The sequence below is a fragment of the Corynebacterium sp. HMSC11D10 genome (assembly GCF_001806995.1).
GTDB classification, from domain to species: Bacteria; Actinomycetota; Actinomycetes; order Mycobacteriales; family Mycobacteriaceae; genus Corynebacterium; species Corynebacterium coyleae.
The window spans coordinates 21035-39937 of record NZ_KV787090.1 but is presented as its reverse complement, the minus strand read 5'-3'; the positions used below and the strand labels follow the sequence as shown (position 1 = coordinate 39937).

Genomic DNA, 18903 nt, shown 5'->3' with positions numbered 1-18903 from the left:
GCAAAGCATCATAACTGTTACAGCTGTGATTGTTGTGGTTTGTGTGAAAATTGTAACTTCTGGCACCGCCTAACCCCCGCACGGCGCGGTAACCGCGCCCGGTACACTTTGCGCCCATGATCACACCGCGACGCATTGCTCGCGGCTGTGGCTGCGTGGGCATTCTTGGCGCGGCCATGGCCGTTATTCTTGTCGTCGCGCTTATCGCGTGGCTGCTGTCTGTCTTCAACTTCGACACAACAGAGCCGAAGCAAAAAGCCCCGCTCACGGTCCCGCCTGCGGCTGCGGAGGCGCCCCCGCGTATCGACGTCCACGCGCCGGGCAGAACCTCCGACCAACTCTTTGACTGGTCGCAAAGCATCGGCGAGGCCACGAACATGTCCGGCCAGGCCGTGCGCGCCTACGCCAACGCCGCTCTGATCGCCGAGGAGGCCTGGCCCCACTGCAACCTGACCTGGAACACGCTCGCCGGCATCGGTTGGGTGGAGACCCGCCACGGCACGTACGGCGGCCGTTTCGACTATTCCAAACTGGACGAGAACGGCTACCCGCAACCGCCCATCATCGGTCCGCAGCTCAACGGGGACGGCTTTGCCAAGGTCCCGGACACCGACCATGGTCAGCTGGACGGCGACACGGAGTTCGACCGCGCCGTCGGCCCGATGCAGTTCATTCCGGAGTCTTGGGCGCGCTTTGGTCGCGACGCCAACGGCGATGGCACCCCGAACCCCCAGCAGATCGACGACGCCGCCTTAGGTGCTGCGAACCTCCTGTGCAATTCCGGCGGCACACCCCGCGACCTGTCTACCGAGGAGGGGTGGACCCAGGCTATCTACGCGTATAACCAGTCCAGCGACTATTTCGCCCGTGTACGCGACGCGGCGGCCAACTATGCCATGAACCAGCCTGCCCACCGGTAGGGCAACGGCTAGACTTGTTGTCGGAATTTTTCGCCAAGTCATTTTCCACGCCTATATCCACGTTAAGGAGAACTCATGGCTGACATCATGCACATCTTTGCTCGCGAGATTCTGGATTCGCGCGGTAACCCGACCGTGGAGGTGGAGGCGCTGCTGTCGGATGGCTCGCATGGCCAGGCTGCGGTGCCGTCGGGTGCGTCGACGGGTGAGCATGAGGCTCACGAGCTTCGCGATGGCGACGACCGCTACGACGGCAAGGGTGTCCTCAAGGCTGTCGAGAACGTCAACGAGACCATCGCGGATGCCCTGATCGCGTTTGAGGCGGACGATCAGCGCCTGATCGACAACACGATGATCGAGCTCGACGGCACCGACAACAAGAAGAACCTGGGCGCGAACGCCTTGCTGGGTGTGTCCATGGCTGTGGCGAAGGCTGCCGCTGAGGCTGCCGAGCTGCCGCTGTTCCGCTACATCGGCGGCCCGAACGCACACACCCTTCCGGTGCCGATGATGAACATCCTCAACGGTGGCGCACACGCCGACTCTGGTGTGGACGTCCAGGAGTTTATGATCGCCCCGATCGGCGCGGAAACCTTCGCTGAGGCGCTGCGTATCGGCACTGAGGTCTACCACGCGCTGAAGTCCGTGATTAAGTCCAAGGGCCTGTCCACGGGTCTTGGCGACGAGGGCGGTTTCGCCCCGTCCGTCGACTCCACCAAGGCCGCCCTCGACCTGATCGTCGAGGCTATTGAGAAGGCGGGCTACAAGCTTGGTAGCGATGTCGCGCTCGCCCTCGACGTCGCCTCCTCCGAGTTCTACGAAAACGGCACCTACAACTTCGAGGGTGGCAAGCACTCCGCCGAGGAGATGATCCAGGTGTACGCGGACCTGGTGGAGCAGTATCCGATCGTCTCCATCGAGGACCCGCTGGATGAGAACGACTGGGACGGCTACGTCGCCCTGACCGAGAAGCTTGGAGACAAGATCCAGATCGTCGGCGACGACCTCTTTGTCACCAACCCGAAGCGCCTCGCCGAAGGCATTGAGAAGGGCGCCGCAAACGCTCTGCTGGTGAAGGTGAACCAGATCGGTACCCTCACCGAGACCTTCGACGCCGTCGAGCTGGCGCACCGCAACGGTTTCCGCACCATGATGTCGCACCGTTCCGGCGAGACCGAGGACACCACCATCGCCGACCTGGCCGTCGCCCTGTCCTGCGGCCAGATCAAGACCGGTGCCCCGGCTCGTTCCGAACGTGTGGCGAAGTACAACCAGCTGCTGCGCATCGAGCAGGTGCTTGGCGACGCCGCCGTCTACGCCGGCCGCGACGCCTTCCCGCGCTTTAAGAAGTAGGCAGTAGCTCACCGCTACGTCCCGGCCCCGCCCGTTTTCGGTGCGGGGCCGCTTCTTTATGCCCAAATCTGACGTTTGTATCGAAACGAACGGACGATTGTATCGCTTGAATGATACAATCGTCCGCAATCACGGATACAAACGCAAAAGGAGGGGTCGGTGAAGCGTGCAGATGTGTTAGCGACCTTAGAGATGGTCGCCTCCGACCAGTGGGGGATCGTCACCACCGGCCAAGCGGGACGGGAGGGGATTGAACGCCTGCAGCTGTCCCGCCTCGTGGAGCGCGGTGATCTTGACCGAGCGCGGCATGGCGTCTATCTGCTGCCGTCCCATCAGGGTGGACCCCACGATGAGATTCGGGCGGCGTGGCTATCTCTCGAGCCAAAGAAGTTCATCGACGAGCGCTGGGAGGACGAGCAGCCCGTGGTGGTCTCGCACGAGTCGGCTGCTCTCATCCACGGGATCGGCCGTTTGATTCCGCCGAAGTTCACGTTTTCAACCGGCGGCACGAAGCAGACGCGGCAGCAAGGAGTCCGCATCCGCACCCGTCGTGATCTTCCTGAGGAGGACATCGTGTCAGTAGACGGGTTGCCGGTGACCAGTGTCGCACGCACCGTTGGTGATTTGGCCGAGGCCAAGATTGAGCGCGGGTACCTCGCAGACCTTGTCGCGGATGCTCTCCGGAAGGAGGGCGTGCGTATCGACGACCTCGCGAGCAAGCTCGCTCCTTCAGCTCGCTACTACGAGGCGAAGTCCGGCAAACAATTGGTCACCGAGCTAAGCGCTGAAGCGTCCTCTGTGGAAGACAGCGCGGAGTGGCGCAATCGTCTCGCGCTCATTGGCCACGCCGTTGAACGCGTATCAATTGACCCGAGCGTATTTAAGGGTCTTGAGGAGAGCTTGGCGGTCATCAACGCGCGAATCGCTGAACAAGTGGAGCCACTTCGCAAGCAAATGCAAGAGATCGCAAGGCAGGTGGGCAATGGCGATAAGTAGCGGCGAGACGGTCTGCCCGTGAAGTATCACGATTTCGCTCAGGCGACTGCGTTTGCATCGGAAGTGCTCAGCCCAACGCTTGCTGGAGAACTCTCCGCAGCCCGGTGGGATGGGCAACATGTTCCCCAGCCTCACTGTCGAGGCCGCGGCCGCCGAGCGTTGCAGCAAGCGTATCGACGACCCCGTGACCGCTCCGCTGGCCGCGCCGCAGTCCGCGAAATCCTCAAGCGCATCTAGACTGCTTACCTATGAAGAAGCGCCCGCCACGTCCCCGCAAGTCGCACACGGTGCCCGTCGCCAGCCGCGACGCGGAGCGTGCCCAGCGCGCTGCAGAGCGCAAGCAACGCTCCCGCACGAGGCGGGCGCGCGTGTTTCCAAAGCAAGACATGGCGAGCGTGGTCATCCTGATCAGCGTCGTCCTGCTTGTCCTCCTCGCCATTGCCGCCCCGCTTCGGAACTACTACGAAGGACGCGCTGAGATCGCCCGCGCCCAGGAGTCCATCGAACGCTTGGAGGCGCGCAAGCAGGCGCTTGAAAGCGACATCGCCATGTACGAAGACGATGCCTTTATGCGCCAAGAAGCACGCCGCCGCCTGGGCGTGGTGGAAGAGGGGGAGACCGTCTGGCGCATCCTTGATCCACGCATGTCCGCCCCCGACAACCTCCCCACCGCCGCCGACGAGATTCCGGACGACCGCGAGTGGTCCGAGGTGCTGTGGGATTCGCTCCGCGACATCCCCGAAGTAGAGGCGCCTGAGTCTCCCGAAACCGATGCGCCCGAGCAAGAAGCACCACAACCCGACGCCCCGCAACCGGAAGCACCAGCGGGCGCAGAACAGCCGGTACAACCAGCCGGTGAGGCTCCCGCCGAAGCGCCTGCACCTGACGCTCCTGCGCAGTAGCGCGAAACCGCTAGTCGATAAACCCGAGTTCCCGGCTCTTTGTCAGCATCCGCGTCGCAAGTTCTGCATGGTCAACTGCCGACCATTGCACGCGCACACCATCGCTCAGCCCTAGCGCCTGAACAATTTGCGCAAGCTCGTCCAGATTATGAGCAATCACCGTGCCAGCAGCAGTGTGGAAGACCTGGTCTTCAGTCCAGTACACGCCGGGGCTTGCTGTTAGCGGACCGTTCTTCAGAATGCGCGTTACCGCCTGGATGTACCCGGCTGTAGCCACCGTATTTGCGCTGTGCAGTGGGGGAGGCGGCATCAAGTGGCGGGACTCAGTGCCGGTTGACACCAACGGGAATTCAGGGGTTGGCAGCGCGCCGGGATGCAACGCGGGAACGCTCATTAGTCAACCTTTCTCGGGAACAGTCCGTTAAATAATGACAAATAACCTCGGGGTGTCCCAATCCGGGTTAGCCGACCCCTTCAACGCCGTGGTGGATTGTGGTTCATGAAACAATGGGCCTCATGCACACTCCTCCCACCGATGAACAGCTCGCCGTTGTCGCTGAGCAGCTCGGCCGCACCCCGCGCGGTGTCCTCGCGATTGCCTACACCACGCCGGACAATCAACCGGCTGTGGTGAAAACGGCGCCAAAACTTGACGACGGCACCCCGTTCCCCACCCTCTACTACCTCACCGATCCGCGCCTTACCGCCGAAGCGTCACGCCTCGAGGTGGCGCAGGTGATGAAGTGGATGGAAGCCCGCCTCAACGCCGATTCCGACGAGGGCGAAGCTTTGCGACGCGACTACCAAGCCGCCCACGAACACTTCCTCGCAGAGCGCAACGCCATCGAAGACCTCGGCACCGACTTTTCCGGCGGTGGCATGCCGGAGCGTGTGAAGTGCCTCCACGTGCTGATTGCCTACGCGCTCGCAGAAGGACCCGAGCGTGTCCGCTTCGGCACCGAGGCTGTCGCCCTCGCCGCAGAGCATGGCGATTTGCGGGGCACCGCGATTCCGGAGGATTGGCCGACGCTTGAGGATCTCGGCATCACACTTGCTGAAGCAGGGGAGGGGCTGCAGTGACCCGCGTCGCCGCCGTAGACTGCGGTACTAACTCCATTCGCTTGCTTATCCACGACACCGAAACCGGCGAAGTGTGCCGCCGCAACACGATTGTGCGCCTCGGCCAAGGTGTCGACGAGACCGGCAAGTTCGCGCCAGAAGCCATCGAACGTACTCGTGTGGCTCTTGCGGACTATGTCGACGAAATGCAGCGCGAAAACGTCACCCGTGTGCGCATGGTGGCCACCTCCGCCACGCGCGACGCGGGCAACCGCGAGGATTTCTTCGCCATGACCCGAGAACTCCTCGGCAACATCCAACCGGGTACTGAAGCCGAAGTGGTCTCTGGCGAGGAGGAAGCAGCACTCTCATTTGCCGGCGCCACGGCCGACCTCGACCCGGAACGCGGCCCGTTCTGCGTGATTGACCTCGGCGGCGGATCCACCGAGTTCGTCATGCAGACCGCTGACCAACTGCATGCAGTTTCCACCCAGATGGGTTGCGTGCGCATCACGGAGAGGTTTATGCGTACCGATCCGCCCACCGCAGAAGAAACCGCTGCCGCTCGCGATTACATCAATGAGCGGATCGCCGAAGCAGCAGAGGTGGTGCCGTTTGCCCAGGCGAATACTTTCGTCGGCTGTGCCGGGACATTCACGACGCTCTCTGCGCTTGCTCAGGATCTCGATTCCTATGATCCGAAACGGATTCACATGTCGGAGATTTCCTTTGACCGTATCCGCGAGGTCACAGAAGACCTGCGAAGCAAGACTGCAGAGGAACGTCGGAGCAATCCCGTGGTGCATCCAGGGCGTGCCGATGTCATCGGCTCCGGCTCCACGGTGGTTGAGCAGCTCATGGACGTCTTCGAGCGCGAAGCTGGCGCCACCCGCTTCATCATCAGCGAAAAGGACATCCTCGACGGGATCGTCGTTGGGTTGGCTTAATCCTGGTCCGGCTCGTAGATCGTGTCCTCGATCTGCTTGTCCGAACCGCCACGGAGCTTTTGCCCTTACACAGGTCTTTAACTTTGCGCATGCGCGGCTCCGGATCGATCTTGTTCGCGATAGCCCGGCGGGCGGAGGCAGTGACCTGCTTGGTTACCGGCGAGTTGGCAGCAGCCTGCGCGGCGTTGACGATCTGGTGGTAGTCCTTCCGGCCGGCTTTCGTGCCGAGCAAATGCCCGGCGGCGGCCCCGACAACGTATTGGCACATGGTGGTTAGCTTGCAAGCCGACATATTTCATTGGCCGGTTGTAACGTTTGAAATGAGCTACAGATACCATCGTCGGAGTAGCGTTACATTATTGATCGTCGAGGGAGAGTGACGTGGCTGCCTTTAAACCGCGTGTGATGACTATCTACGGCACTCGGCCGGAAGCGATTAAAGTGGCGCCTGTTGTAGCCGCCTTCAAGCAAGACGAGCGGTTTAATCCGATAGTTGTATCAACTGGGCAGCATAGAGAGATTCTTGAACAGGTCAATGCTCGGTTTGGGATAGAGCCTGACCATGACATGGCGTTGATGAAACCGGGTCAGTCTCTCAATGAGCTAGTCACCCGGGCTATTGAAGGTCTTGACAAGATCATTGAGATAGAACACCCCGACATCATTCTCTCTCAAGGTGATACATCTACTGCCATGGCGGCGGCTCTTGCCGGGTTCCACCGTGGGGTGAGAATTGCCCATTTGGAGGCGGGCTTGCGAACTGGAGACATCCTGTCCCCTTTTCCAGAGGAGGCCAACCGAAAGATTATTGGTCAAATTTCGACCTTGCATCTTGCACCGACTGCGGATGCAAAAAAGAACTTAATACAGGAGGGGGTACGGTCTGAGAGTATCGCCATCACAGGCAATACGGTGATCGATTCGTTGCTGGCAGCCAGCGGCTGGCAGGTGGATTTCATAGACTCACGTCTGAGGCAGGTCGTTGCGAGTCGCCGAAAGATTATCCTCGTGACCACGCACCGGCGAGAAAATCTCAGCGCTATGAGGTCGATAGGTGGTGGAGTGCATGAGTTGGCACTCAAATTCCCGGAGGCAATCTTCGTGCTGCCACTACACCCCAATCCGGAGGTGAGGAGTGCAGTCCTGCCTGAAGTTTCTAATCTTGAAAATGTATGCGTCACAGACCCGCTGCCATACGATCAGTTCACTTCGTTGATGTCGAAATCTCATATCGTGTTGACTGATTCAGGTGGAGTCCAAGAAGAAGCTCCTTCGCTCGGAAAACCTGTACTGGTGATGCGTGAAAACACGGAAAGGCCCGAGGCTGTGGAAGCGGGCACCGTAAAATTGGTTGGCACTGACCAAGCCACAATTGTTAGAGCTACCAGCAGATTGATTGAGCATCCAGACCTTTACACGAAAATGGCCAACGCCGTGAATCCGTACGGTGATGGGCAGGCGGCTCAGCGGGTTGTCGCGGCAACCTCCGAACTTTTAGGAATTGGGAAGAGGCTTCCTGACTTCCTACCGCTCGAATCGAAACTGGACTTTTAGCGTCATCTGACAATTTTGGGAGTGATTACGAAATAGTCTTGATAGCTCGTTATAGTGAATCCAGTCCTCAATAATTAATCTGGACTAGGGAATGGGGCTATAGCTCAGTCGGTTAGAGCTGCGGACTCATAATCCGTTGGTCGCGGGTTCGAGCCCCGCTAGCCCCACGTACGACACTGAATTGCAACGACGGGAGAAAATACCGGTGAGGATACTCGTCGTCTCCCAGTACTGGTGGCCGGAGAACGGCGTACCTCAGCGTCGATGGTCTTGGCTGACGAGTGTCCTAAGGGATGCGGGTCACGAGGTGTTAGTAGTTTCCCCTCCTCCCCATTATCAACGACGTATGAGTGCTAAGGACTGGTTTTCATCAGGTGGGTATCGGCCAGCTGCGCGTCCGGAACCTGGTCCTAACGGTGAAACCATCGTTCGGACGGGCTTCGTTCCAGGGGGCTCTTCAATCACTGCAAAAGTGGTAAATCAGGTAGGTGTCGCCGCCGGAATACTTACTGTGCTGCTTGCTAAAAGGGGCCCGCTCCGCTCCTTTTCACCCGATGTGGTGATCGGAACGGTGCCATCTCTACCAACGGCCGCAGTAGCACAATTCGCTTCTCGTATTTTCCGTGTTCCATATGTTATTGATCTACGCGATGCCTGGCCTGAACTACTTAGGTACTCGGGTGAGTGGAATAAGGGCACTGGGCGCACTTCGATACGGGAACGGGTGCTTAACCGTGGACCTCTACAGTTGGTCCTCTTGCTCACAGAGCGCGTCATGCGTTTGAGCTTGAAAAACGCTGAAGCAGTGATAGTCACCTCCGACAAGCACAAACGCTATTTGCGTAGAGAATTGCTCGCACAGAAGGTCTATACGGTTCGCAACGTTTTTCCGAGTGAGACTCAACCCCACATGCGAACACGAGGTGAGAGGGATAACGGCGAGCAAAGTCTTCGAGTTCTCTACGCCGGGACTATTGGTCGAGCACAGCACCTTGCAAATGCTCTAGCAGCAGCGGACATCGCCCAGGCACAGGGGTTGGATGTGCACCTTCGTTTTATTGGGACTGGTGCGGAGAAAGCAGAACTGCAACGTATGGCTGAGAGGCGAGGCCTTAACTGCAGGTTCGAAGAGCGTAGAAAGGCGGAGTCATTAGCAGAGGCCTATGAGTGGGCTGACACGGCCCTCGTCCATCTCACTGACTGGAAGCCACTGGAGAGGGCAGTTCCGTCGAAGACTTACGAGCTGATGTCTGCAGGAATCCATATATCTGCAGCCATCAAAGGAGAGGCTGCAGAAATCATCCAGGATTTGCGCGCTGGCGACATCGTGCCACCTGAAGACCCCAGTCAGCTTGCAGCACTTTGGATCGATTTAGCCCGTAACCCACATAGACTCAACGTCGACTCTAGAGGGCGCAACTGGGTAGAGAAAGAGCGACACATCGTTGCTCCTTCTGAACTTAAGCAGTGCCTTGACAGCTTAGATTTGGAGTTTGGCGCGCGAAATGGCTGACTTTGCAGCACTAGCTTCTTTGCCTTCAGTGATGTTCTCTCTTGCATCAGAAGACCCAGTCGCGTTTCTAAACTTGGCTTCACGACGTGTCCTGGGGAAACCTGTGGTTAAACAGCGTGTGCCTAAAGCGAATTTTCAGCCCCCGATAGCGAGTGTTGAAGCGGTTGGAGCAGCTCGATTTAACGGGAATGTACTTTTCGTCTTAACCAATTCTTTTCCCTACTCAACTGCTGGCTATGCACAGCGCAGTCACAAGGTGATTCAGGCTATTCAGTCGGTAGGGGTCGACGCTTCAGCGATGACGCGTCTCGGCTATCCGCTCTCGATAGGACGAGTGCCGGTCCGACGGGCTGACAATATAGACGGGGTAGTCTACAAACGAGCTATTCCTCGGCACTACCCGCGTTCCCGAATGCGACAAGCAGAAATTATGGCCCAGTGCATAGTGGATGAAGCCAAGGAAAACGATATCTCTGTGTTACACACAACCACGCCGTGGTGGAATGCTGTGGCAGTATCTTGGGCTGCCAAGCAACTATCGGTGCCTTGGGTGTATGAGGTTCGGGGCATTCCGGAAGCCACCTGGGCGTCGACTCAGCCCGATGAACTAGGGGCGATTGGAAGTGAGTATTTCCGTCGAACTCGAGAGAAGGAAAACGAGGCTATAGCATCTGCGAACTTGGTGACCACTCTCAGCGAGACGTTGAAACAAGAGATCCTTCAGCGAGGGATCGGGGTAAAGAAGCTGCTTGTCGCTCCGAACTCAATTAGCAAGGAGGAGATTGGGGGCGGATTAGAATCGGGGGATGCAAAGCGCCGCCTTGGACTTCCCGATGTACCACTTGTTGGGTCTATTACTTCACTAGTGGAATACGAAGGACTTGGTACTTTGATTTCGGCACTTGAACACTTGCCAGATGAGATTCACGTCCTTCTTGTCGGAGACGGTACCGCAAGAATTGACCTCGAAAAACTCGCCAAGCGAAAGAAAGTGGAACACCGCGTAATTTTCACAGGGCGGCGACCAACTGATGAGATTGAACTTTGGTACTCGGCACTTGATGTGTTTGTTGTGCCACGAATCCGCTCAGTTGTAACAGCGCAAGTGACACCGATTAAAGCCCTGCAAGCAGCGGCTCAGGGTGTGCCGATTGTCTGCTCCGACCTTCCAGCACTAAGAGAAGTCACCGCAGGGGAAGCAGAGTATGTACCGGCGGGTGATCCAAGTGCACTGGCTGGGGGGATCAAAAAGACGCTCGCAATGAAGCGGAGGGTGCCATCTTGGATTTACTCTCGTACGTGGGACGCGGTCGCCACTAGTTACCTAGCGGCATACTCCTCTCTGTAAGGAATTGTTGTCAGGTCCGACGGTGCCTTTTTAAGATCGAATGGACTGAGGAGGGTGACGCTTTTGGACCTGTTACACCTCGACGTGCTTCAGGTTCAAACCAAACGTTTCAACTTGGGAGTACGCGAGAATGTCAGTGTCTGAGATATCCCAGGTGTGGCCAGATCCTCGTCGAACTGCGACATAGTTGAAACTATCTGCTGAGTAAACGCGCATCCCCGTTGCCTCTAGCTCTTTAAGAAATACCGAGTCCTCCCCCCTAGAGCGATTTGGGAAGGGGACGCGGACGAACGTATCTCGCCATCCGACTAACGTTGCGCCTGCAACAAAGCCGTACCACGTATGTTCGCGGTGGGGCCATCGCTTTACTAGGGCATTGTTTGAGTTGAGGTGGAAATAAATTGAAGCTTTACCGACTAAGTCTGCATCCATCGCTTGCAGAATATTCACCTGGTCACGTAAATAATTGGGGAGATAGAAGTCGTCGTCATCGAATTTCGCCACGATTTTGCCCGAGCTCTTCTTAACAAGCTCATTCAGGCACAACCCCAGTGTGCTGTCGCTATCGAATTGCAGTAATTCGATGCGAGAGACTCCTTTGTCACGAGCTGTGTCTGCGACCGCCGGATCAAGGGCTACGCCGTGGCCGGCTAAAAGCAGTTCGACGTTTGGGTAATTCTGTTGCGCAACCTGTTCGATGACATGCCCAATTTGGTTTGTCTTGTTTGTGGAGCAGATAACGGATACAAGGGGTTTGTCATCAGTCTGAGGGGGCATTAACTCCAAAGTATCCAGAATGGTTGCAGCGCGGTGCGCGTAAGTATGGCGCTCCCAAATCTGCCGCTGAGCCTTATGCACCATACGACTCCGCAACATTGGTGAGTTGACGATTGCCCGTATCGTGCGCTCCGCTTGGTCTTTGTCTGTAACAACGGGAACTTCGTCTGCATTGAAGAAGTTTCGTATTGCTGCAGACGGCGTGGAAATCACGGCAGTTCCGGACGCGACAATCTCAAAAATTCGGCGCGCACACATCGATGGGCTTGTGGTTACGGAATTGACGTTTAGGAACAGCGCGAATCGACGATATGCAGTAAGCATTTGAGAGTAAGGAAGTGACCCACTGACGTATTTCGACCATTTCAATGGAAATTGGTATTTCCGATCGCCGCCGGCGTGGCGCGAAAATATAGTGAATGGAACGTCATATCCTTTTGCTACGTTTGCAGCAGCTCCGAGGAGCAGGTCCATTTGGGCTCGCCGGTCCTGGAACTTGTGGCGGAAGTATGTTCCAGCGAAAGCAATTCCTTCGGGGTTTACGTCCTCTTTTGTTCCGCGGCGTGCAGGGTTATGAATCCTCGGTTGTGCAGCGAACGGCAGCACAAAAACACGGCTATGACCAATTTCGGACTGGTAGCGGGGGAGCGAGTTTTCGTCCGTAGTAAAGATGTAATCGAAAAGCTTGGCGGTATCCCGAAATTCCTCATAATGTACTGGGTCTTCTTTATTCCAGAACACTGACGGGATCTGTTTGTCTGTGGCAGCTGCGAGCAGTGTTTGCAGATCAGCTGAAGGTGCGGAAGTTCCTGCCAGCTGATAACGCCATTGGCCGCAGGACCCTTCCCAGGCAGATTCAGCAAGTATAAAATCGCATCTTGGTAATTCGTCTCGCCAATTAGCTGGTGTAAGTGCAACGAGGTTAAATTCGCTCGACCATGCCGACTCGGAAAATGGGTCAAGAATGGTTCCAACAGTGAAAGGGAAATGGGGGGCAACGCTTGCGGGACCCCCGAAGAGCGTGGGCTCGTAATCAGGGAAGCCATCTGCTTCGGCTCTGCGTTGTTGCAATTTTCGCCATTTAGAGATCGTCGACCGCGCCCACGCAGCGACGCCAGCAGGGGCGTATCGAAAAAACTGTCCTTTGACCCAGGTTTGGAAGCGCCTACGAACGTTGCGAGTTGACACGGAAAACTGCGGTCGCATTTGATCCTCTGATCTCCTTCGGTACGATTTTTACGATACTAGCCGCTGCTAGCCCAGCGACTACACCATATTTGGAAATGGAGACTAAAGCGGTGAGTGACAACAGCGAAAGCGACAGGTCTCTGTCTGCTGTAGTATCTGCTCAAAGTAATGCTTCAGCCAGAGACGTGACCCGAGTTGATATGTCCGGATTGCGAAAGCTCAATATTCGGCCGACTTTGGGGCTCTATGTCAAGCAGCTGATTGAGCGTCGGCATTTTATTGTCGCAGATGCGCGGTACCGAGCTTTTCGAACAGTTAAAAGCTACCGGTTATGGAGATTCTGGTTGATTGCGCAGCCTTTGCTGGAAGCTGCTATGTACGGAGTCCTTTTTGGTCTCGTGCTCAAGACTTCCAGGGGGATCGATAATTTCATCGGCTTTCTAGTTCTCGGTGTGACCTTTTTTGGTTTTGTCTCTTCGCTGGTTGGCGGTGGACAGTCACTGATCCAGACATCGAGAAACCTCATTACCGCGTTTTCATTTCCGAGAGCCTCTTTGGTTCTTTCACAATCGCTTAGGTACATGATTGATAACATCACTCCGATCTTGGTTGCGGTGGTGTTTGCGCTGTGTGCCCAGTGGGGAAAGCCGCTCAGTCCGACTATTCCGCTGTTCATACCCATCACCCTTCTTATGTGGATGTTCGGGACCGGATTCATGTTCATAGTCGCGCGAATCACGGCTTTCATTCCAGACGCTAAAGTCTTAATTAACTTAGCCATGAGGGCATGGTTTTTTTCCTCGGGAGTGTTTTTCTCTGTCGAGCGATATGCAAGTTCGCCATTAATGAGCGCGGTGATGACAAATAACCCTGCCTACATCTTCTTGACCGCTATTCGAGGCGTTGTTATCTACGGTGAGGTGCCGTCAGCGTCTACATGGTTAACCCTGTTGGCTTGGTCGTTGGGTGCGTTTGTTCTGGGTTTTGTTTTCTTCTGGGAGGCTGAGTCTCGTTATGTCCGAGTCAAGCAATGATCCGTTAGTCGAGCGGAGAAGCGACAGCTCCGTCGCTAATCCATCCGTAGTAGTCAAGAATGTTTCGAAGACTTACACTTTGCCTGGTGCGTCGAGCCGGAAGGCCCTCCGGCGTCGGGGATCCAAGACGGTGGACGCTCTGAAAAACATTTCTTTTGTCGCTCGGCAAGGTGAATCGATTGGCATCATCGGACGTAATGGTTCGGGTAAATCTACGCTGCTACGCCTGGTTGGCGGAGGTGAGGCGCCTTCCAATGGCAAGATCTTCGTTCGGCACCAACCGACCCTTCTAGGTGTCGCGCCTGCACTTCAGTCTTGGCTCACTGGTGAACAGAACATTTATCTCGGATGTTTGGCATTAGGGATGAAACCGGATGAAGCGAAAGCCGCGGTTCCAGAGATCGCAGAATGGGCAGAATTGGGAGAGGCTGCTCTGCGGCCAATGGGTACGTATTCGTCTGGTATGTCTGCGAAGCTCAGTTTCGCCATTTCGACCGCTGTCAAACCCGAAGTGCTCTTGGTGGACGAGACTCTTTCAACAGGTGATGCCGCATTTGCAAAGAAGGCGCAAGCTCGTATGAACGAGCTGCTTGAACGCGCTGGTAATCTTTTCTTAGTTTCTCATTCGACGTCGATGATCGAGGGAACGTGTGAACGCGGAATTTGGATCCACCAAGGTGAGTTAATCGAAGATGGCGACTGCGGTGAAGTGATTGCAGACTATCGGGCATTCACCAATCTGCTTTCGGACGGAAAAGTAGATGAAGCGAATCGGTTGATGCAAGAAGTGCGATCAAACAACCATGAACCTTGCATCGAACTTAGCTAGTGGACACGTTTGAGAAAATGTGCCGGAGTATATTGAGCCTGAAGGAAGTGGATAATTGAGAGGTTTGGTAGAGGTGCCGGGACAAGCAGAAGTAGCTTCGGTCTGCGTAGTAGGAATGGGCTACATTGGCCTTCCAACCGCAGCTTTCCTCGCCGACACAGGTATGTCAGTCGTTGGTGTGGACGTCAACCGCAAAGTTGTTCAGATGGTGAACGACGGCGTGCTGCCGTTTGTGGAGCCGGGGTTGAACGAATTGCTTGCTCGTGTTGTGGATTGTGGCAATCTGAGCGCCCAAACCGATGTTCCAGCAGCGGATGCGTTTGTCATCGCGGTTCCTACTCCGTTCGGTGAGGACCACGCTGTTGATCCCACTTACGTGTACAGTGCGACCCGTTCTATAGCTCCGGTACTCACCGGCGGGGAATTGATAATTCTGGAGTCGACTTCACCTCCAGGACTCACGCAACAGGTCGCAGAACTTGTCTCCTCGCTACGGAGTGACCTCACGCTCGAACCGGGGCGTGACAATTCTGTTTACTTTGCCCACTGCCCGGAGCGTGTCTTGCCTGGAAACGTCATGGCAGAAATGGCCGAAAACGATCGTATCGTTGGCGGAATCAACTCCGAAAGTGCCGATCGAGCAAGCTCACTGTACTCGAAATTCGTAACCGGCGAGCTTCTCGTTACGGACGCAACAACTGCAGAGCTAGCTAAGCTGACCGAAAATTCGTTCCGAGATGTGAATATCGCGTTCGCTAATGAGCTCTCCATGATCTGCGAGGACCTTGGGGTTGACGTCTGGGAGCTCATTGAGCTAGCAAACCGTCACCCACGAGTGAACATCTTGAATCCCGGTCCAGGAGTAGGTGGGCATTGCATCGCCGTGGATCCGTGGTTCATTGTTTCTTCCTCCCCTCAGAGCGCGAAGCTAATTCGAACAGCCCGAGAAAGAAACGATTCGAAGCCGCGGTTCGTTCTCGAACAGGTCGCCGAAGCACTCAGGGAGACGTCGAATCCGAAGATCGCTCTTTTAGGCTTAGCGTTTAAGGCGAACATAGATGACCTCCGGCAGTCGCCGGCTGTCCATATTGCAGCTGCACTTGCAAAAAAATATCCGGACGCGTCTATTTTCGCTGTAGAACCGAACGTTCGTGAGCTTCCTGGATCGCTCGTTCACAACAAAAACCTCATTCTTTCGAGCTTCGGAGAGGCAGTGGAGGGAGCGGATATCGTGTTGCTCCTAGTTGGACATCGGGAATTCCTTTCGCGTAAGGAGGAAATTGAACCGGGTGCGGTGATCATTGATACCTGTGGAGCATGGCGAACGGAGGTCGGGTTCCATGCGGTTGAAGATCAAGAGAATTGCTAGGCTGCTTTCAAAAGGGCGCTCACTGCTTGCCCTCATCATCGCCAGTGCGTTTTGCCTTGTGTTCGCACAATTTTCCGCGGGAATTGTCTCGTCGCTGTTCACCGCGACCGGGATCAGTTTGTGCGCTTTAGGTTTTTGCGCATTTGCGAGCGCATGGAAGCTTGAATTGGCTGAGCGTAAGAAGTTTCGTCGGGAATCTAATGCCGTAGCAAAGGAATTGCTCAACACGCTCGGCCGTCTCGGTGGACAGGCGCAGGGGACGATCGGGCGAGCCCGATCTGACTCAATGTCTACTTTCGGGGCTGCGACCATTCCTGAAACTCGAATAATCTCAAAACCGGATTCGCACTACGCCGGACGCCAGGCGGCGTCGCAGCAGATGAGTGGGAATGACCGTTGGAAACTTTCGTACCTCCTTGAGGCCGACCCGCGGTCGCGAATCAGGCACATACTCTTCATCGGCGGGTCCCCGGACTCAATCTCACTTTGCGGTAATGCACAGTTTCTTCGGGTTGGATACGCTTCTGCGATCGGAGAGCCCCCGTTTGACGCAAGCTGCTGTCTTATTGATCTTCGAAAAGCGCGCCAAAACCCATGGAGCGACGTCGTAAATGCAAGCCGAACAACCGAATTCTTAATACTTAGAGAGTTCCTCCATCGCTGCAAAGAGATTCATATCCCCATTGTTGTTATTCCGGGATCTTTGCCAGATCATTTCTCAGCAGATCTTTTCTCGCTGGCAGATATCGTTCTCGATGAGACTCATCTGTCTGCTGAGCAGGCTGTGTTGCTAGCTTCGCTAGGAATACGCGACGTTGGCGTTGGAGGGAAGCTATGAGTCGAGTGGTTCTTTACGGTGATGTCAACCCCAATCTCATAGACGGATCCTCGATTTGGCTCAGCTCAATATCCGAGGTTCTGGCCAGTGTCGTGGATGAGGTTCACGTTTTTCTAAAAGCAAAGATTAACGACCACACACTGACTCAACAATTATTGCAGATTCCATCGGTTACCTTGCACGAACCTAAGGGGAGGGGGAACAATATCCTTACTCCTAGTCAAGCTGCGGAATGGGTGGATAGGTTTGTAGCGGAAAACCACGTGGATGCTGTTATAGTACGAGGGCTAGAGGCCTGCACTACTTTTGCAGCACGGACTGCCCTCGCGCCAAAGCTGTGGAGCTACATAACAGACCTACCGTTCCCGCCATCCGCTGCGGATCAAGAGCGGATCGCGAAAGTTGACGAGGTAGCACGTTGCAGTCGCAGAATGCTGGCTCAAACCGACGCAGCACGCGCGTATCTTGAAAGCATTGTGCCTTCGGCGGCCGGAAAAACTATCGTGACTCCACCGATGATTCCCGTGCCAGAGCTTGGATCCGTACTCACAGAGTTCCCAGAGCAGCTTGGTACGCATGATCGCCCAGTTCGGCTAGTTTACGCTGGAAAAATGGCAGCACAGTGGAAGACTCTCGAGATGCTCGAACTTCCTGCTGCGCTGGCTCGATTGGGAGTCCGCGCGACCCTTGATGTGGCAGGTGCGAAGGTAAACGCAAAAAAAGGCGATCCAGAATGGGCCGGTCGGATGCTGGAGGCGCTGAAGTCATACGACAGTGACCCTGGAAGTGGAGTGACCTGGCACGGATCTTTGTCGAGATCCGACTCGATTAAGTTGATTCAAGAATCCCACTTGGGTGTTGGGTGGAGAACCAGTGAGCTTGATTCAAGCCTCGAGGTTTCGACCAAAGCATTGGAATATGGGCTGAACCACACGGTTCCTATCGTCAATAGAACGCGTGACCATGTCGAGCTTCTAGGGGCTAAATACCCCTTCTTTGCTTCCGCGGATGATACACCGGCTGATCTTGCAGGAACCATCGCTCAAAACCTGTCTGCTCTGACGGAAAGCGCAAGGGTCGCATTGCATACGGCAAGCGCGTACACCTTTCACGAGGCAACTAAAAGATTCCGAGATCATTTCGACCGCGTAGCCGTAGGTGACCCTACTCCCGATCGCCGGGGGACTAAGAACTTGCTAATCGCTTCCCATGATTTGAAGTTCATGGGGGAATTGATGGAGCGATGGACCGTCGATGACCGCGTCAGGTTGCGCATTGATGGTTGGAAGTCCCTACATCAGCATGATGAGCGGTCCAGTTCTCGAGATGTTGCTTGGGCCGATACCGTACTTTGCGAATGGGCGGGGCCAAATTTAGTCTGGTATTCAAACAATAAGAAACCCGGGCAAAAACTAATTTCACGACTTCATCGCTTCGAACTCGGTGGTAAATGGTTGGAAGCCGTCGCGTGGGACCAAGTGGATCAGCTTATCTTCGTATCGGAGTTTATTCGCGAAGATGCCGTTCGTCAGCTGAAATTTCCCAGGGAAAAAACGAAAGTTATACCCAACGCAGTAGACACCGTTGATCTGGATCGACCTAAAGAATGTGACGCTCAATTTCATCTAGGGGTAATCGGCTTCGTTCCGATTCTTAAGAGGCCGGACTTGGCGGTCAGATTGCTCGAGCGGTTGATCGAAGAAGACGATCGTTACCAACTTCACTTCAAGGGCAGAATGCCATGGGAGTACCCGTACGAATGGAACAAGCCAGTTCAAAAACAGCGGTACCTGACGTTCTTTAATCGGATCGGGTCAAACCCTGCACTGAAAGACTCGGTGAGATTCGAGCCCTTCAGCCCTGACATGGGAAACTGGCTCCGGCGCGTGGGGTTCGTGCTTTCACCTAGCGATTTGGAAAGTTTCCATCTTGCGCCGGCCGAGGGGATGGCGTCAGGAGCTGTTCCGATTGTGAGAAAGCGAGAAGGATCCGCGCAAATCTTCGGAGCAAAGAATGTGTTCAGCTCAATTGACGAAGCAGCATTAAGGATTTTGTCGTTGCGAGATAGGAGTGAATTCCAGAAGAGTTCTGCAGCGGCAAAGCGTTATGCAAAGGATTGGGATATCGAAAAAGTGATAGCCGCCTGGAGTGAAACGCTTTAGTCAAGGTTTCGCTTGAACTCTTGCGGAATTAGCGTGACCTTGGTGAGAGAACTTCAATGCCGCGCGTTAAAGTAATACTCATAACTGGTCGGATTGAGCGTCGACCAGTGCGTA

At 55.6% G+C, this 18903-nt stretch carries 17 protein-coding genes, 1 tRNA gene and 1 pseudogene; 16 read left to right on the top strand and 3 right to left on the bottom strand.

Annotation, left to right across the window (positions count from 1 at the left end; all coding sequences use genetic code 11):
* Positions 1-116 precede the first annotated feature (116 nt).
* The 5 genes from HMPREF3120_RS11125 to HMPREF3120_RS11110 all read left to right on the top strand — a co-directional run bounded on the left by HMPREF3120_RS11125 (position 117) and on the right by HMPREF3120_RS11110 (position 4171).
* A complete protein-coding gene (locus HMPREF3120_RS11125) occupies positions 117-920 on the top strand; it encodes a lytic transglycosylase domain-containing protein (RefSeq protein ID WP_070453505.1) in 804 nt (267 codons plus the stop codon).
* Positions 921-995: 75 nt separating this feature from the next.
* Positions 996-2273, top strand: coding sequence for a phosphopyruvate hydratase (eno, locus tag HMPREF3120_RS11120; RefSeq protein ID WP_070453502.1), 1278 nt, complete (start codon positions 996-998; stop codon positions 2271-2273).
* Positions 2274-2432: 159 nt separating this feature from the next.
* On the top strand, positions 2433-3269 hold the full coding sequence (locus HMPREF3120_RS11115; RefSeq protein WP_070453499.1) for a type IV toxin-antitoxin system AbiEi family antitoxin domain-containing protein: 837 nt from the start codon (positions 2433-2435) through the stop codon (positions 3267-3269).
* A gap of 18 nt (positions 3270-3287) precedes the next feature.
* Positions 3288-3506 carry a hypothetical protein gene (locus HMPREF3120_RS12055; RefSeq protein ID WP_141739442.1) on the top strand — a complete coding sequence of 73 codons (219 nt, stop codon included), beginning with the start codon at positions 3288-3290 and terminating at the stop codon, positions 3504-3506.
* Between the two features lie 11 nt (positions 3507-3517).
* Complete coding sequence (locus HMPREF3120_RS11110; RefSeq protein ID WP_070453496.1) at positions 3518-4171, top strand: septum formation initiator family protein; 654 nt, start codon at positions 3518-3520, stop codon at positions 4169-4171.
* Between the two features lie 10 nt (positions 4172-4181).
* Here the strand turns inward: HMPREF3120_RS11110 and HMPREF3120_RS11105 are convergent, their stop codons facing one another.
* The gene (locus HMPREF3120_RS11105; protein WP_070453493.1) at positions 4182-4565 is read right to left on the bottom strand and encodes a hypothetical protein; all 384 of its coding nucleotides are present in this window, start codon (positions 4563-4565) and stop codon (positions 4182-4184) included.
* A 122-nt stretch (positions 4566-4687) separates the two neighbouring features.
* On the opposite strand from HMPREF3120_RS11105, the gene HMPREF3120_RS11100 reads away from it, so the two are divergent.
* Both HMPREF3120_RS11100 and HMPREF3120_RS11095 read left to right on the top strand, forming a co-directional pair.
* On the top strand, positions 4688-5251 hold the full coding sequence (locus HMPREF3120_RS11100) for a DUF501 domain-containing protein (protein ID WP_070453708.1): 564 nt from the start codon (positions 4688-4690) through the stop codon (positions 5249-5251).
* Complete coding sequence (locus HMPREF3120_RS11095; protein ID WP_070453490.1) at positions 5248-6177, top strand: Ppx/GppA phosphatase family protein; 930 nt, start codon at positions 5248-5250, stop codon at positions 6175-6177. Before HMPREF3120_RS11100 ends, HMPREF3120_RS11095 begins: the two co-directional genes overlap by 4 nt.
* Here the strand turns inward: HMPREF3120_RS11095 and HMPREF3120_RS12430 are convergent.
* Positions 6174-6445 (bottom strand): annotated as a pseudogene (locus HMPREF3120_RS12430) (hypothetical protein). The gene HMPREF3120_RS11095 and the pseudogene HMPREF3120_RS12430 overlap by 4 nt on opposite strands.
* A 137-nt stretch (positions 6446-6582) precedes the next feature.
* Here HMPREF3120_RS12430 and wecB point away from each other — a divergent pair.
* The 4 genes from wecB to HMPREF3120_RS11075 all read left to right on the top strand — a co-directional run bounded on the left by wecB (position 6583) and on the right by HMPREF3120_RS11075 (position 10592).
* The gene (gene wecB / locus HMPREF3120_RS11090) at positions 6583-7731 is read left to right on the top strand and encodes a non-hydrolyzing UDP-N-acetylglucosamine 2-epimerase (RefSeq protein ID WP_070453705.1); all 1149 of its coding nucleotides are present in this window, start codon (positions 6583-6585) and stop codon (positions 7729-7731) included.
* A gap of 93 nt (positions 7732-7824) precedes the next feature.
* Positions 7825-7898, top strand: a tRNA-Ile gene (locus tag HMPREF3120_RS11085).
* A gap of 38 nt (positions 7899-7936) precedes the next feature.
* Positions 7937-9244, top strand: coding sequence for a glycosyltransferase family 4 protein (locus tag HMPREF3120_RS11080; protein WP_070453487.1), 1308 nt, complete (start codon positions 7937-7939; stop codon positions 9242-9244).
* A complete protein-coding gene (locus tag HMPREF3120_RS11075; RefSeq protein ID WP_092100394.1) occupies positions 9237-10592 on the top strand; it encodes a glycosyltransferase in 1356 nt (451 codons plus the stop codon). Before HMPREF3120_RS11080 ends, HMPREF3120_RS11075 begins: the two co-directional genes overlap by 8 nt.
* A gap of 72 nt (positions 10593-10664) precedes the next feature.
* Here HMPREF3120_RS11075 and HMPREF3120_RS11070 read toward each other — a convergent pair whose 3' ends face one another.
* Complete coding sequence (locus HMPREF3120_RS11070) at positions 10665-12440, bottom strand: glycosyltransferase family protein (RefSeq protein ID WP_246815483.1); 1776 nt, start codon at positions 12438-12440, stop codon at positions 10665-10667.
* Between the two features lie 212 nt (positions 12441-12652).
* Here HMPREF3120_RS11070 and HMPREF3120_RS11065 point away from each other — a divergent pair, with 212 nt between their 5' ends.
* The 5 genes from HMPREF3120_RS11065 (at position 12653) to HMPREF3120_RS11045 (ending at position 18789) form a co-directional block, all read left to right on the top strand.
* Positions 12653-13591: an ABC transporter permease gene (locus HMPREF3120_RS11065; protein WP_083284907.1), complete on the top strand. Its 939-nt coding sequence runs from the start codon at positions 12653-12655 to the stop codon at positions 13589-13591.
* A 130-nt stretch (positions 13592-13721) separates the two neighbouring features.
* A complete protein-coding gene (locus HMPREF3120_RS11060; RefSeq protein WP_167594457.1) occupies positions 13722-14420 on the top strand; it encodes an ABC transporter ATP-binding protein in 699 nt (232 codons plus the stop codon).
* Positions 14421-14475: 55 nt separating this feature from the next.
* Positions 14476-15789, top strand: a complete 1314-nt coding sequence (gene wecC, locus HMPREF3120_RS11055) for a UDP-N-acetyl-D-mannosamine dehydrogenase (protein WP_244268627.1) — start codon at positions 14476-14478, stop codon at positions 15787-15789.
* Entirely contained in the window at positions 15761-16627 is an 867-nt protein-coding gene (locus tag HMPREF3120_RS11050) for a hypothetical protein (protein WP_070453472.1), read from the top strand. The genes wecC and HMPREF3120_RS11050 overlap by 29 nt, the downstream gene beginning before the upstream one ends.
* Positions 16624-18789 carry a glycosyltransferase gene (locus HMPREF3120_RS11045; protein WP_070453469.1) on the top strand — a complete coding sequence of 722 codons (2166 nt, stop codon included), beginning with the start codon at positions 16624-16626 and terminating at the stop codon, positions 18787-18789. The genes HMPREF3120_RS11050 and HMPREF3120_RS11045 overlap by 4 nt, the downstream gene beginning before the upstream one ends.
* Positions 18790-18903 lie beyond the last annotated feature (114 nt).